Genomic DNA, 16185 nt, shown 5'->3' on the forward strand with positions numbered 1-16185 from the left:
GGATTACTCGGGTTTTTGGCGTTGCGAGGGGTCTTGCTGGGCCTGGGCGGCGGCGGCACGCGACTCGGCCATGCCCAGCGCGCGGGCGGCGGCCTTCTGCTCGTCCTTCTGCGGCGCCGGCTGCGGCTCGCCTTCGGGGGTGAGCCAGCCGCCGGTGAAGCCGGCGCGTTCCAGACCGGCCCGGATGTAGGGGTTCTTCTTCATCACGGTCCAGACGAATTCGTTCTGGTAGTTGGCGATCATCGCCAGGATCGGGCCCTGGTCGATGGCGATGTAGTCGCTGGCCACCCAGCCACGGTCCGGCACCATGCGCCCGGTCTTGAGCGGGATGTCGTAGTTGAAGCTGGGATTGAACGAGTCCAGAAAGCCGTAGCTGGAATACAGGAAGTCGCCATAGCGCTTGTGCATTTCCTCGGTGGCCGGGATCACCACTTCCGGGGCGAACACGATCGAGGAGATCGCCGCCGACGGCACGATGGTGCCGTCGTCGAAGTTCTCGCGCAGGCCGGCGCCGCGCGAGGAGTAGTGGCGGAACTGGCGCTGCTCGCCACGGTATTCCTGGCTGGTGTTCTGCGGGCCGTCGCCGGCGGTCAGGCCCCAGACGTTCTCGCCGTAGTCCTTCCACTTCATCGGGTTGTCGATGGCGTAGTCGCGCTGGGCCAGGGTGGCGCGGCGGCTGTTGAGGAAATAGTCGATGCCGCGTTCGCGCATGTACTGGTCCTGGATATCGCGGAAATCGATCCAGACATGGCTGTACTGGTGACCGAACAGCGGACCGAAGGACAGGTATTCCTGGCCCTGGTAGACGCCCCAGTCGTTGTTGTAGGTGCGGGTCCAACTGGTCCAGGCATCCACGTCCACGCCGTGGGTCGGCGAGCCCAGCGCGAGGATGTACAGCATCATCGCCTCGTTGTAGCCCATCCAGTCGTGGTCGATGAAGCCGCTCTCGGGGAACCAGCCCATCGAGATCAGCGGTGCGCGCTGCTGCAGCCAGCGCCAGTCCACGCGCTTGTACAGCGCATCGGCGATCTGCCGGATCTCCTTTTCGCGCGGGTCGTCGCCGTCGTAATACGACTGGGTGAACAACACGCCCATCATCAGCAGCGCGGTATCCACGCTCGACAGCTCGACCCAGCTGTCGTAACGGTTGCCCTGCTGCATGTCCAGAAAGTGGTAGTAGAAGCCCTTGTACCCGGCCCTACCGGTCCGCTGCGGCCCCATTGGCGCATCGCGGAAGAATTTGAGTGTGGTAAGGGTGCGGTCGATCGCCTGATTGCGACTGACCCAGCCGTTCTCGATGCCGATCGGGTACGCGGTCAGCGCGAACCCCACCGAGGCGATGCTGGCGAACGGACGTGACGGAAACCGGTCCGGCGACAGCCCATTGAGTTCGTTGGTGGTGTCCCAGAAAAACTGGAAGGTGCGGCGCTCGATGTCCGAGAACAGCGGTGGCAGCGCGGGTTTGACCGGCTTGGGTGGCAGCTGCGCTTCCACCAGGATGACTTTCACCGGCGCCTTCTTTTCAGCCACCTTGGGCTCCTCGGCCTGCTTGCAGGACGCCAGCACCAGCGCGCCCAGCAATAGTGGAATCTTCAACCAATACGAAGTCCTGCCCCTGTTCATCCGCCCCCCACTTGTGTAATCGATTACATCTCGCACGCCAACCTACCCTATCCAAGCGCCGAGTTCGACCGCCCCGGCAACTGCCGGGGCGGTCGAATACCTCACCAGTTCAGGCCGAAGGCCAGCCGGAAGGTACGCATCGGCGACGCCAGCACACCGGTCGGGGTGCCGTAAGCCGTGTTCAAGTCTCCGAGTGTCCCGGTCTCGCCGTTAAAGTTGGCGTAGTTCACCCAATTGAACACGTTGAGGATATCCGCACGCACGTTGAATTTGACACCTGCGCCGGTATCCCACTCTTTATTGGCGGCGATGCTGAACTCCTTGTAGCCCAGCGTGCCGTCCGGCTTGAACTGCACGATGTAGCACTGGTCGTTGCCGGCCAGGCAGTTCTGCCCGTAACGCGCGGTCTGGCTGGCCAGCGACAGCTTGCCGGACAGCTTGATCTCGTACGGCAGCTCGTAGATGCCGGTGACCACCAGGCGATTCTTCGGAATGCCGCCGGCCTCGCGCCAGCCGTAGTCCTCGATGCGTTCGCGATCCAGGGCGTAATGCTCGCCAAACTGGCGGTTCTCCTTGGCATCGGAATAGGTGTAGGCCACCGTCAGGCCCCAGCCGGACTCCTCGTCGAACGGCTTTTCGACCTGCAGGGCGAGCTGGTTGTTGCGGGTTTCCACGCCGTTGGTCCCCAGCACGATGGCGCTATAGCCATCCGGGCCGTCGGTCGGCGAGCCGGAGGTGGTACCCGGCTGGAAGAACGACCCGTCCGGCAGACGGTTGCCGCGCACGAACGCGAAACCGTCATGGCTTTCGATGCGGCTCAGGGTCACGTCGGTGAACCAGTCCTGGCCCCACAGCGGCACCATGTTGCGCATGCCGATGCTGAATTGATCGGAGTACGGGGTCTTGATGTTGTTGTCGATCAGGTAGACCTCGCGACCGCCGCCGCCACTGCTGCTGGCTGTCAGCGTGTTCAGGCCCTCCTGGGTGTTGTAGGCCGGATTCCATGCGGTGCACGGATCGCCCAGGCAGGCTGGATTGTTGGCGCTGGTGAAGTAGTAGCTATAGGAGTTGAACGAGTTGTTGAGCTGCTCGAGCGCCAGGTAATCGAAGATGTTGCGGTCGTAGGCACGGCCGGCACCGCCATAGATCACATGCGCCTGATCGCCGAACAGGTCATAGGAGGCGCCCAGGCGCGGCTGCCAGGCATTCTTGAATGCCTTGCGATTGTTGCCGGTGCTGATGAAGTTGTTGATGTCGTAGTTGGCGTTGCGCAGGTTGGTCCAGTTCTGCAGCGCACCGGCGACATCGGACGGGGTCACGAAGTCCAGGAACGCCGGGGTTTCTTCGTAGTCGTAGCGCACGCCCAGGTTCAGGGTCCAATGCTCGTTGACCTCCCAGTCGTCCTGCAGGTAGATGCCGTACTGCTTGTTCTCGGACACCACCGAACCGCCACCTTCGACCAGCGGCGCACCGAAGCGCACCCGGTACGGCGTTTCGACATCGCTGAGGATGTTGTAGTAGTACTGCGGGTTGGCCGGGTTGAACTGGGTGGAATCCAGATCGATGCTCTTGAACTTCACGCCCATCTTGACGGTGTGCGCGCCGTGCCATTCCAGGCTGTTCAGGGTCAAATCGTCCTGGAAGGTCCAGCCCTTCTGACCCTTGCGCTGGAAGCTGCTGCCGGCGCCTGCGGCAAGCACGTCGGTCTCGTTACCGCGGTTGGGCGTGTAGCTGAGGATGTAGCCGTTGCCGTTGTTGATCGGCGCCTGGTTCCAGAACGCGCTCTCGTAGCTGAGGTTGGCTTCGTTGAGGAAGTTGGCGCCGCTGTACTGCCAGCGCAGGTTGGCGCGCTTTTCTTCCTGGCCGTTGATGCTGCCGTGCTCGAGGGTCGAGGTGCCGCCGACGTCGTTGAGCTCGTCTTCCTTGCGGTACTTGCCGCTCAGCTCGAACAGGCTGTTGTCGCCGATGGTCCAGTCGATCTTGGCGAAGTACAGGTCTTCCTTGAACGGCGTGCTGTAGGTGGCGACCAGCGGCTGCAACTGCGTGGGCAGCTGATCGACGCGGTCCGAATAGATCGAACCGGGGATCACCACGTTCGGGGTGGTGTATTCCTTGGCTTCATAGGCGACGAAGAAGTGCGCCTTGTCCTTGAGGATCGGGCCGCTGAAGGTGGCGCCGTACTGGGTTTCCTCGAAGTCGTCACGCACGCCGGCGCGCTTTTCCAGCGGGCTTTCTTCGCGCCAGCTGTCGTTGCTGGTATCCCAGAAGAAGCTGCCGTGGAAATCGTTGGTACCGGACTTGGACGAGGCCACGATGGCCGCGCCGCTGACCTGGTCGAACTCGGCCTTGTAGTTGGAGGTGATGACCTTGTATTCGCCGATCGCCGACTGCGGGAACGGGTTGCCGCGGCTGGAATCCTGGCCGCTGACGCCGCCGGTCAGCACGTAGTTCTTCTGGCTCACGCCGTCGATGTAGACGTTGGTGCCTTCGGCCGAGGTAGCGCCCGAGCGCACCTTGGTGGTGCCGTTGGCCTCGCGGGTGAACTGCACGTTCGGCACGGTGTCGGCCAGTTCCAGGAAGTTGCGCGTGGCACGCGGCAGGTTCTGGATCTGCACGTTGGAGATATAGGTGGCGTTCTCGGAGGTACGGGTTTCCACCAGTACCGGCGGGGCCTTGACCTGCACCGCGTCCAGCGTGGTGGCGTTACCACCGTCAGCCGTGGCCGGTTCGCCGCCGACGCCCAGGTTCAGGGTCGCGGTCTGGCCGACCTGCACGGTGACGTTCTGCGAGGTGGTCTGGCCGTTGGCGGTGACGTCCAGGCGGTACGAACCCGGCGGCAGGCCGCCGAGCGAGTAGCCGCCGTTGCTGACCTGCACGGTGCGGGTCAGGCCGGTGGCGAGATTGGTCGCGGTGACCTGGGCCTGGCTGGCAGGCGCCGAGTCGACGGTGACCTGGCCGCGGATGGTCGCCGCAGCACTCTGCGCAAAGGCCGGTGCGGCACCAAGCAACAGGCAACTGGCCAGGGCGCAGCTGAGCAGCTTGCGCGCCGGACTGGCGGAATGGGGGTAGTGGTGGCGCATTGGTCCCTCCAGGGATCGGTACAGATTGTTGTTGTGGCGTTGCGACTTGCAGGAACGACCGCTGCGGGGGGCAGCGGGAGCGGACAGAACGTCCGCGAAAAGGGTCAGCGGGCAGGAAACCTCAGGGGCCGGGCTCGCCGGCGCCGCAGGAGGCGCGGATCACCAGCTCGGGCGTGAGCAATTGGCGGATGCCGTCGTCGCGGCCGGGCTGGTCCACCAGCCGCATCAGCCGGGACATCGCCTGCTCGCCCAGGCGCGCGATGCTGACCCGCATCGTGGTCAGCGCCGGATGGACGAAACGGGCCAGCGGAATATCGTCGAAACCGGCCAGTGCCACATCGCCGGGCACCGAGACATCGGCCTGGACAAACGCGTACAGGCAGCCCAGCGCGGTCATGTCGTTGGCGGCGAATACCGCGTCGGGCAGCGTGCCGCCGGCCAGCATCGCCTGGCCGGCGCGGTGGCCTGAGGCCTCGTCGAAGTCGCCGGTGAATTCGATGCCCTGCGCGCTATCGCCGTGGGCGGCGATCGCATCGCGGAAGCCACGCAGGCGTTCGCGCGCATCGAAATTCAGCGCCGGCCCGCCGATGAAGGCGATGCGCCGATGTCCGGCCGACAACAGATGTTCGGTCATCGCCATCGCGCCGGCATGGTCGTCGATGCTCAGCACCGGATAGGCGTCGCCGGGGAGATGCGCGTTGATCAATACCGTGGGCAGCGCCTGCGGCAGGTTGTCGGTGAGGAACCCGGGCTGCTCGGCGTACGGCGACAGCACCAGCAGACCATCCACGCGCCCGCGCATGGACTGCAGTGCCCTGCCCTGCGCTTCCGGGTCGCCGTGGTAACTGGACACCAGCAGATGCTGGCCGGCGGCACGCGCCGCACCATCGATTCCACGGATCAGCTCGGAAAAGAATTCGCCATACAGATCGGGCAGCACCACGCCCAGGGTCTGGGTGCGTCGGCTGCTGAGGCTGCGTGCTGCCGCATGCGGGCTGTAGCGCAGCCGCGCGGCCACGTCCTGCACCAGCTGGCGCACCGGTCCGGCGACGTTGTCATGCCCATTGAGCGCACGCGACACCGTTGCAACGGAGACCTGTGCTTCCCTGGCGACATCTTTGATGGTGACCGCACCCTTGGCCATTCGTGTCGCCCTCCGCGACCGAGTTCCCAAAACTGGCGCGGACTGTAAGCGTTTTCATACGAGGGCGTAAACCCCTGTCTTCACGCCCGTGAAAACGCTTACAGATCAAGCATCTGCAAGTGATGAATGCGTGAAGCGATGTGTTGCGACGCAACAAATACCGCTCATGTGTCCACGGATGAAGGTCGACGGCGATCACGGTTGGGCGGTTTGGCGCTCCGGAGGGAACGGTCCCCCGCGTAGGAGCGCACCCGGGCGCGACAGGCCTTACCGATAAATCCGTCGCGTCCGGGTGCGCTCCTACGACGGCGGCTTGAGTGGCCTGTTAGCCCGCCTCGCCGGGCGCGATCGCCTCGATCGACAGCGCGTGGATATCGGTCTGCATCATCTCGCCCACCGCGGCATAGACCGCGCGGTGCCGCGCCAGCGGCGGCTTGCCGGCAAAGGCGGCGCTGACCACGCGCACATTGAAATGCCCACGCCCGTCGCGCGCGCCGGCATGCCCAGCATGGCGATGGCTGTCGTCCACCACGTCCAGTTCGGTCGGCGCCAGCGCCGCCTGCAGCGCGGTGCGGATACGCTCGACCCGGCTCATGGCAGCACCCGGCGGAACGGACGCACCTCGGTGCGCACGTAGACGCCCGCCTCGACATACGGATCGGCATCGGCCCAGGCGCGGGCGTCATCCAGCGCGTCGAATTCGGCGATGACCACGCTGCCACTGAAACCGGCCGGGCCCGGATCCTCGGCATCGATCGCCGGACATGGCCCGGCCACCAGCAGGCGCCCTGCCGCCGCCAGCGCCTGCAAACGCGCCAGATGCGCCGGTCGCGCCTGCTGCCGGGCCGCCAGTGCGTCGGCCCGGTCATACCCTTCGATTACGTACCACATAGGCCACCTCGCCCAAGACGTGAAGAACAGCCCCGGGATTCTAGCCGCCTCGGCGCTGGACACCGCCCCCGCGCACGCATTACCCTTGCCACCACTGCACACGCAATCGGACGCAGCGGCCCGTCGGCCCAGGCCCCACGCCTCCTCGACGACCGATTCGCTGCCCACCGCCGACCCGCGTAGACGACCTCCTCGCTGTTCCGTCGCCGCATGCCACGCGGCGCACGTTGTATGTGGATTTGTAGGATCGTGCCGGCACGGGCACGACATTGATCGCAATAACTCAAGGCAAAGCCCTGCAGGCGCGGCTCCGACCGTGGCCGGCGACCGTAAGACCCGATGTCGACCTGATGAATTCCGAACTCGCGCACGACGCGAATCCGCCAGCCACGAGCGCGCCGCCACAGCAGCAGGAAATGCGGCTGGCGGTGGTGCATGGGCAAGCGGTGCTGCAGATCCCGCAGGATCTGTATATTCCGCCGGACGCGCTGGAAGTCATCCTGGATGCCTTCGAAGGTCCGCTGGACCTGCTGCTGTATCTGATCCGCCGCCAGAATCTGGACATCCTGGATATCCCCGTCGCCGAGATCACCCGGCAGTACGTGGATTACATCAACGTGATGCAGGAGCTGCGCTTCGAACTGGCGGCGGAATATCTGGTGATGGCCGCGATCCTGGCCGAGATCAAGTCGCGCATGCTGTTGCCGCGCCCGCCCAGCGAGGAAGGCGAAGAAAACGATCCGCGCGCCGAGCTGGTGCGCCGGCTGCAGGAATACGAACGCTTCAAGCAGGCTGCCGAGGATCTGGACACGCTGCCGCGCATGGGCCGCGACAGCGCGCCGGTACAGGCGCATCTGCCCGAGCGCGCCGCGGTCAAGCTGCCGCCGCCGGTGGAACTGAAAGAAATGCTGATGGCGCTGTACGACGTGCTCAAACGCGCCGAACTGTTCACCGGCCATGCGATCAAGCGCGAGGCGCTGAGCGTGCGCCAGCGTATGGGCGATGTGCTGAGCCGCCTGGACGATGGCAGGTTCTACCGTTTCGAATCGCTGTTCACGGCCGAAGAAGGCAAGCTCGGCGTGCTGGTCACCTTCCTGGCGCTGCTCGAACTGGCCAAGGAGCAGTTGCTGGACATCGTGCAGGAGGCGCCGCTGGCGCCGATCTACGTGAAGTCGCTGGCCTTGGGCAATACCAATGCGCCGCTGCAATTCTCCAGCGAATTCGACGACAGCGATGCCGCCAACGAACCCCTCTGAAGCCGATCACCGAATGGATCAAGCGCTGATCACCCGCATTATCGAAGCCGCCCTGCTAGCGAGCAGCCAGCCGCTGACGCTGGCGCAGCTGCAGGGCGTGTTTCCGGAAGAAGAACCGGCGCCGCCCGGCAGCGTCGAGCGCGCGCTGGAACTGCTGCGCGACGGCTGCGCCGAGCGCGGCGTGGAGCTGGTCGAGGTGGCCTCCGGGTTCCGCTTCCAGGTCAAGGCGGACGTGCATGGCTGGGTCGCCCGGCTGTGGACCGAGCGCCGCACCAAGTACACCCGCGCCACGCTGGAAACCCTGGCGCTGATCGCCTACCGCCAGCCGATCACCCGCGGCGAGATCGAGCAGGTGCGCGGCGTGGCGGTCAGCAGCAACATCATCCAGGCGCTGGAAGAACGCGAGTGGATCCGCGTGGTCGGCCACCGCGACGTGCCCGGCAAGCCGGCCCTGTTCGGCACTACCAAGGGCTTCCTGGATTACTTCGGGCTCAAGCGATTGGACGAGCTGCCGCCATTGTCTGAGTTGAAGGACATTGCCGAGCTGGAACCGCAGCTGCCGCTGGACCGCGACGGCCAACTGGACGGCGCGGTGCCGGCGTCGGCGGCGATGGGTGCGGAGCATGCTGAAGCGGGTCCGGATACGGATCCACACCCGGATAGGGCGGATGCAGATGGCGCCGGCGCCGATGCGGCGATTGCCGCCCGGACTGACGCGGCGTCGGATGCAGGTGCTGACGTGGATGCCGACCCGGGCGACGCCGCGCAGGAACAGCGCGATGCCGAGGAGGTGCTGCCGGCATCGGACAGCACCACCGATGCAACCAGCGACAGCGACGACGCAACGCACGCCGATGTCGATGTAGACGACAGCGACCAGATCGCCAGCCCAGGCACTGCAGTCGACGACGAACACGAACACCACGCCGACGCGGTCGATGACCACGCCAGCGCCGATGAATCGAGTGACGACACACCGCAACACCCCGAGCATGCCTCGGCGCAGGACCCGAATCCGTTGAACCCAGATGACGCCCGTGAGGGCGACCCCGACACCGCGCCGGGAACGCGCGCGGACGCAGTGAACGAAGACGAAGACAACGCCGTCGCGACGACGACCGTGGCTGTTGACGAAGCCGATTCCGAACCAGAGGCCGACCCAGAACGCGTCGGCCGGAGCCAGACACATGAGTGACACCCCCCGCAAGCTGTCGTTGAACAAGCTTTCCCTCAAGCGCGACAGCGCGCCCGAAGCGCCCAAGCTGGAAGAGCGCCTGCACAAGGTGCTGGCCCAAGCCGGACTGGGGTCGCGCCGCGCGCTGGAACAGCGCATTGCCGATGGCCTGATCAAGGTCAATGGCGCCGTCGCGCAGACCGGCATGTCGGTGCGCAGCGGCGACAAGATCGAGCTGGATGGCCGCAGTTTCGTGGCCAGCGCGCTGACCGAACCGGCGCGCGTGCTGATCTACAACAAGCCCGAAGGCGAAGTGACCACCCGCGAAGACCCCGAAGGCCGCCCGACCGTGTTCGAGTCGCTGCCGGCATTGAAGGGCTCGCGCTGGATCGCCATCGGCCGCCTGGACATCAACACCACCGGCCTGCTGCTGCTGACCACTGACGGTGAGCTGGCCAACGCGATGATGCATCCCTCCTACGAGGTCGAGCGCGAATACGTGGTGCGCGTACGCGCCCCGGAAGGCGAGGACAAGGTCTCCGACGCCATCATCGAGCGCCTGTCGCGCGGTGTGCTGCTGGAAGACGGCGGCGCCAAGTTCGACGAGATCGAACGCATCGGCGGCACCGACTCGCACGACTGGTTCCGCGTGGTGGTCAAGGAAGGCCGCAACCGCGAAGTGCGTCGCCTGTGGGAGTCGCAGGGCTGCCAGGTCAGTCGCCTCAAGCGCAGCCGCTACGGCAAGATCTCGCTGCCGCGCGAACTGCTGCGTGGGCAGTCCATCGAAGTGGCGCAGGACAAGGTCGACAGCCTGCGCGCCGAACTCAAGCTGGAAGAAGGCGCTCCGTCGGCGCTGACGCTGCAGCCGGTGATCGGCCAGCGCCGCGCTGCCAAGTCCACCGTGCACGTCTCGCGCGATGGCCGCAGCAATGCCTACGTCAACGGCCAGACCTCCGGCGCCGACGAAGGACGCGAACTGCGCCGCTTCGACAACCCGCGCGAAGATCGCGGCGGCCGTGGCCGTGGCAAGCCGGGCGGTTTCCGCGGCGGCCTCACCGTCAGCGGCGAAGCGGCAGCCAAGCAGTCGCAGCAGCGCCCATTCAAGCAACGCGCCCCCGCCAAGGGCGACCGCGGCCTTCCGGACGGCAACCCGGCCGCGTTCCGCAGCTGGTACGTGCCCGATGGCGTGAGCACCGGCCCGAGCGGCCACCGCAATGCCGGCCCCGGTGGCCCTGGCACCGGCCAGGCGCGCCCGTACGCGAAGAAGGGTCCGGGCGGTGCACGCCCAGGTGGCGGCGCGGGCAATGCACGCCCTGGCGCGGGCGGCGCGGGACGTGGCGGCGCCGGTAGCGGACAGGGCCAGTCGCAGGGCCAGGGTCAGCGCAAGCACCCGTACGGTCATCCGGGCAATGCGCCGAGCTTTCCGTCCGATCACGCCAACCCGGGTTTCAGCCCGTATGGCGCGGCACGTCCGGCGGCCGGTCGCCCGACCGGCGCACGCGCGGGTGGCCCCGGTGGCAACCGTGGTCCGGGCGGCAATCGCGGTCCGGGTGGTCCGAGCGGCGCGCCGCGTGGACCCGGCGGCCCGGGTGGTCGCCCGCCGGGCGGCGGCAATCGTCGTCCGCCAGGCGGTGGTAATCGCGGTCGCTAAACTGCGGCACGCGCAATAAAAAACGGCCCTGCAAAGGGCCGTTTTTTATTGGTGTTTCCGTTCGCGCCCGGCATCGCAGTTGCTGGAAACAGCAGCGACACCGAGTTCGTACAGCAACAGCGCAGAGCCCACTGTTTGGGGGCGCTGCGTGTTCACGCAGGCGTCGACCATTGGCGACGCTTGCGCTGCATGCACAGCGTCTTACTTGCGACGCTCGATGACGAAGTTGCCCACCGCCACGCCCAGATCGACGCCCTCGCCCGTGCCGGCCAGGGCCAGCGAAATGTCGCCCTTGGTGACCACCTGTGCCGTGCTGGACTTGACTACGCCGGCATGCGCTTCGGCCGCCGCGTAGGTGCCGAACAGATCATTGAGGCTGTAGGCGCCGGAGAAGGTGCCGCGGCCGCCGACGATCTTGGACTTGCCGACGGTCAGGCCGCCGCCCTTGCTGGAGATCTTGACCGGGATCACCGCGCCGTTGTCGCACTTGATGGTGCCGGTGCCGCTGGCGGTCTTGTAGAACACCGACCAGCCCGACAGGTTGAACGACAGCTGGCAGTCGATGTTGCCGGCGGCCTGCGCCTGCGGTGCAAGCGTTGCGGCGCCCAGCAGCGCGAAGAGGGAAAGGGACTTGATCATGCGGGCATTCCGGTTGGTGAACGTGGCGCCGAGCCTAGCAGCGCCGATGTGGCAGCCGCGACAACATGCCGGCACCACGCATGCGACCGTTCAGCGAATCATTATTTCGCCGGCCGGCGGCCTGCGCCCCCACAGTCTGCGATGGCGGCATGGGATGATTGTGGCATGCCACGCACCGCCTACAGCCTGCTCTTCGCCGCCTCGCTGCTGCCCACCCTCGCCCACTGCGGCGAGACCATCCCGACCCAGGGCTATACCGTCGTGCGCACCTATCCGCACGACACCGCCGCCTTTACCGAAGGCCTGTTCTATCTCGACGGCTACCTGTACGAGAGCACCGGCGAACTGGGCCAGTCCAGCGTGCGCAAGGTCGAGCTGGCGACCGGCCGCGTCCTGCAGCAGGCCACGACACCAGCGCCGTTTTTCGGCGAAGGCATCGTGGCCTGGCACGACCGCCTGATCCAGCTGACCTGGCGCAACCAGCGCGGGTTTGTCTACGACCTGGCCACGCTGACGCCGCGCACGCAGTTCAGTTATTCCGGCGAGGGCTGGGCGCTGACCCGCGACGACAGCAGCCTGTACATGAGCGATGGCACTGCCCGCATTCGACGGCTGGATCCGCAGACGCTGCAGCAGGTCGGCAGCATCAAGGTCACTGCCCACGGCAGGGCGCTGGAAAATCTCAACGAGCTGGAATGGGTCAACGGCGAGCTGTTGGCGAACGTCTGGCTGACCACCCGCATCGCACGCATCGACCCGGCCAGCGGCAAGGTGATCGCCTGGATCGACTTGAAGGCGCTGGTGCCGGACGCCGACACCCTGAGCGACCCAAGCAACGATGTACTCAACGGCATCGCCTACGACGCCGAGCACGATCGCCTGTTCGTCACCGGCAAGCGGTGGCCGAAGATCTACGAGATCAAGTTGGGTGAGTAGCCGGGATTGGGGATTCGGGATTGGGGATTCGCAACGGCGGGCAAGCAAAGAGCTGTGCCTTGCCTGCTTGCACCAATCCCTAATCCCTAATCCCGAATCACAAAGCCATCCGCATCCAGCATCGCCGGGAAGCGTGCGCGGTGTTCGGCCAGGGCGGCAGCGCTGAGGGTGGTGGTGACCACCTGTGGCTGCTCGCGGATTTCCACCTGCGGCTGGCCGAGGAAATCGATCACGGCGCTGTCGCCGGCGTAGTGCAGCTGATTGCCGTCGACGCCGACGCGGTTGACCGCTGCCACAAAGCACAGGTTCTCGATCGCGCGTGCGCGCAGCAACGTCTTCCAGGCATAGGCGCGCGCGGACGGCCAGTTGGCGACGAACAGTTGCAGATCGAAATCCAGCTGGCCCGGCCGCTCGACATCGAAGCGATTGCGGCAAAACACCGGAAAGCGCAGGTCGTAGCAGACCTGCGGATTGATCCGCCAGCCCTTCCACTCCACCGTCAGGCGATCGCGCCCGGCCGCGTAGCGCAGGTGCTCGTTGCCGAAGCGGAACAGATGGCGCTTGTCGTAATACTGCAGCGCCCCGTCCGGCGTGGCCCACAGCAGCCGGTTGAACACGCCTTCGGGCGTGCGCAATTGCACGCTACCGGTGACGGCCGCACCCAGCCGCGCCGCCTGCGCACGCACCCAGGCCACGGTTGGCCCCTGCATGTCCTCGGCCTTGTCGATGGCGTCGTTGGAGAACCCGCTGGTGAAGGTCTCCGGCAGGATCACCAGATCGGTCTGCCCGGCCAACGGCTCCAGCAACGCACCGTAATAGTCGCGATTGCCGGCCGGGTCATGCCAGCGGGTGTCGCCTTGGATCAGGGAGATGCGCAGGTCGTTCATTAAAGGCTCGGGATTCGGAAGTGGGGATTTGGGATTCGAACGGCGGGTTTCGGGTGGCTTCCTGTCATCGGCTTTCTGCGAACTCGTCAACAAACGACCAACCGCCGTTACGAATCCCGAATCCCGATTCCCCATTCCCAGCTCTTCAGAGCTGCTGCAACCGCGCGATCGCCGCATCCAGGGTTGCATCGTTCTTGGCGAAGCACAGCCGCGCCAGTCGTTGCCCTTGCGGCGCGGTCTCGTAGAACGGCGACAGCGGAATCGCGGCCACGCCCTTTTCCACCGTCAGCCACTTCACGAACTCGGTGTCGGGCAGGTCGCTGATCGCCGAATAGTCGACCAGCTGGAAGTAGCCGCCGGGCACCGGTAACGGCTTCAGGCGCGTGGTCAGCAACTGTTCGCGGAAACGGTCGCGCTTGGCCTGGTAGAACGCGCCGAGGTGTTCGTCGTGTTCGGGTTCGTCGCGAATCATCGCGGCGAACGCGTGCTGGGCCGGGCCGAAGCTGGTGAAGGTGTTGTACTGGTGCACCTTGCGGAACTCGGCGCTCAGTGCCGGCGGCGCGATCGCGTAGCCGATCTTCCAGCCGGTGCAGTGATAGGTCTTGCCGAAGCTGGAAATCACGAACGCGCGCTCGCGCAGTTCCGGCCAGCGCAACACCGATTCGTGGCGGCGGCCGTCGAACACGATGTGTTCGTACACCTCGTCCGAGAGCAGGAAGATGTCGCTGCCGCGCAACAGCTCGGTCAAGCGCTGCATGTCGTCGGCAGACAGCATCGCGCCGGACGGATTGTGCGGCGAGTTGATCATCAGCAGGCGCGTCTTCGGCGTGATCGCCGCGCGTAGCGCCGGCCAATCGATGGCGAAGGTCTGCGGGTCCAGCGACACGTGCACGGCGCGCGCGCCGGCCAGGTCGATCGCCGGCTCGTAGCAGTCGTAGGCTGGGTCCAGCACGATGACCTCCTCGCCTGCGCGCACCACCGCGTGGATGGCGTTGAAGATCGCCTCGGTGGCACCGCTGGTGACGGTGATCTCGCTGTCGGCATCGACCTGCGCGCCGTAACAGCGCTGCGCCTTGCCGGCGATGGCCTGGCGCAAGGCCGCAACGCCGGTCATCGGCGGGTACTGGTTGTGGCCGGCCGCCATGGCCTTGGCCAGTTCATCGACCAGCCGCTGCGGCACCGCGAAATCGGGAAAACCCTGGCCCAGATTCACCGCGCCGTGTTCGGCCGCCAGCTGCGACATGACGGTGAAGATGGTGGTGCCCACCTTGGGCAGCTTGGTCGTGAGGGGCATCGGGCCTGTCCGGGCAACAAACGGGGGGACCGCGAGTGTACGCAAAGCCGCCAGGCGGTTGCGCCCGGGCGATGCAAAACAGCGTTCCCGGACACATCACGCCGCCGAACGCGCCCCCGGCAGCGCGCCATCGTCGCTACAATGCGCGCCCTGCCTCGCCCACCCCATGCCGTCCTGCGACGGGAGCCCGCTGCGCCGATGATCGAACCGCTGCACACTGCGCCACCGCTGCTGGCGGCGCGCGCGCTGGCTTTCAGCCGCAACGAGGAGCCGGTGTTCGGCCCGCTGGATTTCCACGTCGATGCCGGCGAGGCGCTGCTGGTGCAAGGCGACAACGGCGCCGGCAAGACCACGCTGCTGCGGGTGCTGGCCGGGCTGCTGCATGTGGAGCGCGGGCAGATCGAGATCGACGGCAAGACCGCGCGGCGCGGCGACCGCAGCCGCTTCATGGCCTATCTGGGCCATTTGCCGGGGCTGAAGGCCGATCTCAGCACGCTGGAGAACCTGCACTTCCTGTGCGGCCTGCATGGCCGCCGCGCCAAGCAGATGCCCGGCAGTGCGCTTGCCATCGTCGGCCTGGCCGGCTACGAGGATGCGTTGGTGCGGCAGCTGTCGGCCGGCCAGCGCAAGCGCCTGGCGCTGGCGCGGCTGTGGTTGTCGCCGGCCCCGCTGTGGCTGCTGGACGAGCCCTACGCCAACCTGGACCTGGACGGCATCACCCTGGTCAACCGGATGATTTCCGCGCACCTGCGCGGCGGTGGCGCGGCGCTGGTCACCACCCACGGCGCCTATGCGGCGCCGCCGGTGCGCACGCGCATGCTCACGCTGGAGGCGGCGGCATGAGCCTGCATTCGCCACAACCCTCGCTGTGGCAGGCCGCGCGCGCGCTGCTCAGCCGCGACCTGCAGCTGCTGTGGCGCCGTCGCAGCGATGCCTTGCAGCCGGCGCTGTTCGCCCTGCTGATCGTGGTGTTGTTCGCGCTGGGCCTGGGCGGTCGCCCGGACCTGCTGGCGCAGGCCGCACCGGCGGTGCTGTGGCTGTCGGTGCTGCTGGCCGGCCTGCTGTCGCTGGATGCGCTGTTCCGCAGCGACGTGGAAGACGGCTCGATGGAGCAATGGTTGCTGGCGCCGGTGCCGTTGGCGTGGCTGATCGCAGTGCGCGTGCTACTGCACTGGGCGACCAGCGCGCTGCCGTTGATCGCGGTGACGCCGCTGCTGGGCGAATTGCTGCACCTGCCACATGACCAACTACCGGTGCTGCTGGCATCGTTGGCGCTGGGCACACCGCTTCTGAGTCTGCTTGGTGCCGTGGTTGCGGCGCTGACGGTGACGATGAAACGCTCTGGTATTCTCGTGGCGTTGCTGGCGTTGCCGTTGTACGTGCCGGTGCTGGTGTTCGGTGCCGGCAGTGTCGCGGCCAGCGGACAAGGGCAGGATGCGGTGGGTGCGTTGTTGTTGCTGGGCGCCGGATTGGTGATCGGCGTGGTGCTGGCACCGCTGGCTGCGGCTGCCGCGATCCGGATTTCCTTGAGTTGAGCCCTGCGGTCGATACGCTGTCGACAAGATGCTCCACTCATTGCGTTGTTGCTGTTTCGAGAGCCAATGCCACTC

General features: G+C 66.3%; 14 protein-coding genes. 6 read left to right on the plus strand and 8 right to left on the minus strand.

The genetic code is table 11. From position 1 onward, the window contains the following. Window positions 1-3 precede the first annotated feature (3 nt). From DGN21_RS11025 to DGN21_RS11045, 5 genes are all read right to left on the minus strand, one after another. On the minus strand, window positions 4-1623 hold the full coding sequence (locus tag DGN21_RS11025) for a glucoamylase family protein (protein WP_126966098.1): 1620 nt from the start codon (window positions 1621-1623) through the stop codon (window positions 4-6). 101 nt (window positions 1624-1724) lie between these two features. Further along, window positions 1725-4703, minus strand: coding sequence for a TonB-dependent receptor (locus DGN21_RS11030; RefSeq protein WP_102581593.1), 2979 nt, complete (start codon window positions 4701-4703; stop codon window positions 1725-1727). Window positions 4704-4824: 121 nt separating this feature from the next. Beyond that, window positions 4825-5847 carry a LacI family DNA-binding transcriptional regulator gene (locus DGN21_RS11035; RefSeq protein WP_102251918.1) on the minus strand — a complete coding sequence of 341 codons (1023 nt, stop codon included), beginning with the start codon at window positions 5845-5847 and terminating at the stop codon, window positions 4825-4827. A gap of 325 nt (window positions 5848-6172) precedes the next feature. Continuing rightward, window positions 6173-6442, minus strand: a complete 270-nt coding sequence (locus tag DGN21_RS11040; RefSeq protein WP_039521812.1) for a BolA family protein — start codon at window positions 6440-6442, stop codon at window positions 6173-6175. Next, window positions 6439-6738, minus strand: a complete 300-nt coding sequence (locus tag DGN21_RS11045) for a YciI family protein (RefSeq protein ID WP_016904541.1) — start codon at window positions 6736-6738, stop codon at window positions 6439-6441. Before DGN21_RS11045 ends, DGN21_RS11040 begins: the two co-directional genes overlap by 4 nt. Before the next feature lie 350 nt (window positions 6739-7088). Between DGN21_RS11045 and DGN21_RS11050 the strand changes: the two genes are divergently transcribed. From DGN21_RS11050 to DGN21_RS11060, 3 genes are read left to right on the plus strand one after another with little or no spacing between them, the layout of a single operon-like run. After that, window positions 7089-7994 carry a ScpA family protein gene (locus DGN21_RS11050; protein WP_024940608.1) on the plus strand — a complete coding sequence of 302 codons (906 nt, stop codon included), beginning with the start codon at window positions 7089-7091 and terminating at the stop codon, window positions 7992-7994. 13 nt (window positions 7995-8007) lie between these two features. Continuing rightward, complete coding sequence (scpB, locus tag DGN21_RS11055; protein WP_160954536.1) at window positions 8008-9189, plus strand: SMC-Scp complex subunit ScpB; 1182 nt, start codon at window positions 8008-8010, stop codon at window positions 9187-9189. Then, a complete protein-coding gene (locus tag DGN21_RS11060; protein ID WP_184577270.1) occupies window positions 9182-10819 on the plus strand; it encodes a pseudouridine synthase in 1638 nt (545 codons plus the stop codon). Before scpB ends, DGN21_RS11060 begins: the two co-directional genes overlap by 8 nt. A gap of 201 nt (window positions 10820-11020) precedes the next feature. Here the strand turns inward: DGN21_RS11060 and DGN21_RS11065 are convergent, their stop codons facing one another. Then, complete coding sequence (locus DGN21_RS11065; protein WP_016904973.1) at window positions 11021-11458, minus strand: hypothetical protein; 438 nt, start codon at window positions 11456-11458, stop codon at window positions 11021-11023. Between the two features lie 165 nt (window positions 11459-11623). Here DGN21_RS11065 and DGN21_RS11070 point away from each other — a divergent pair, with 165 nt between their 5' ends. Then, window positions 11624-12394: a glutaminyl-peptide cyclotransferase gene (locus DGN21_RS11070; RefSeq protein ID WP_252374661.1), complete on the plus strand. Its 771-nt coding sequence runs from the start codon at window positions 11624-11626 to the stop codon at window positions 12392-12394. Window positions 12395-12480: 86 nt separating this feature from the next. Here DGN21_RS11070 and DGN21_RS11075 read toward each other — a convergent pair whose 3' ends face one another. Together DGN21_RS11075 and DGN21_RS11080 are read right to left on the minus strand one after the other, a co-directional pair. Next, window positions 12481-13281: an amidohydrolase gene (locus DGN21_RS11075; RefSeq protein ID WP_184551145.1), complete on the minus strand. Its 801-nt coding sequence runs from the start codon at window positions 13279-13281 to the stop codon at window positions 12481-12483. A gap of 145 nt (window positions 13282-13426) precedes the next feature. Continuing rightward, window positions 13427-14575: a pyridoxal phosphate-dependent aminotransferase gene (locus DGN21_RS11080; RefSeq protein WP_104574746.1), complete on the minus strand. Its 1149-nt coding sequence runs from the start codon at window positions 14573-14575 to the stop codon at window positions 13427-13429. A 198-nt stretch (window positions 14576-14773) separates the two neighbouring features. Here DGN21_RS11080 and ccmA point away from each other — a divergent pair, with 198 nt between their 5' ends. Both ccmA and ccmB read left to right on the plus strand, forming a co-directional pair. Next, window positions 14774-15418, plus strand: coding sequence for a heme ABC exporter ATP-binding protein CcmA (gene ccmA, locus DGN21_RS11085; protein WP_039527017.1), 645 nt, complete (start codon window positions 14774-14776; stop codon window positions 15416-15418). Continuing rightward, a complete protein-coding gene (gene ccmB, locus DGN21_RS11090) occupies window positions 15415-16110 on the plus strand; it encodes a heme exporter protein CcmB (RefSeq protein WP_006452115.1) in 696 nt (231 codons plus the stop codon). Before ccmA ends, ccmB begins: the two co-directional genes overlap by 4 nt. The last annotated feature ends 75 nt before the right edge of the window (window positions 16111-16185 follow it).

It is taken from the genome of Xanthomonas sp. MLO165, from assembly GCF_018831305.1.
Classification (GTDB): domain Bacteria; phylum Pseudomonadota; class Gammaproteobacteria; order Xanthomonadales; family Xanthomonadaceae; genus Xanthomonas; species Xanthomonas arboricola.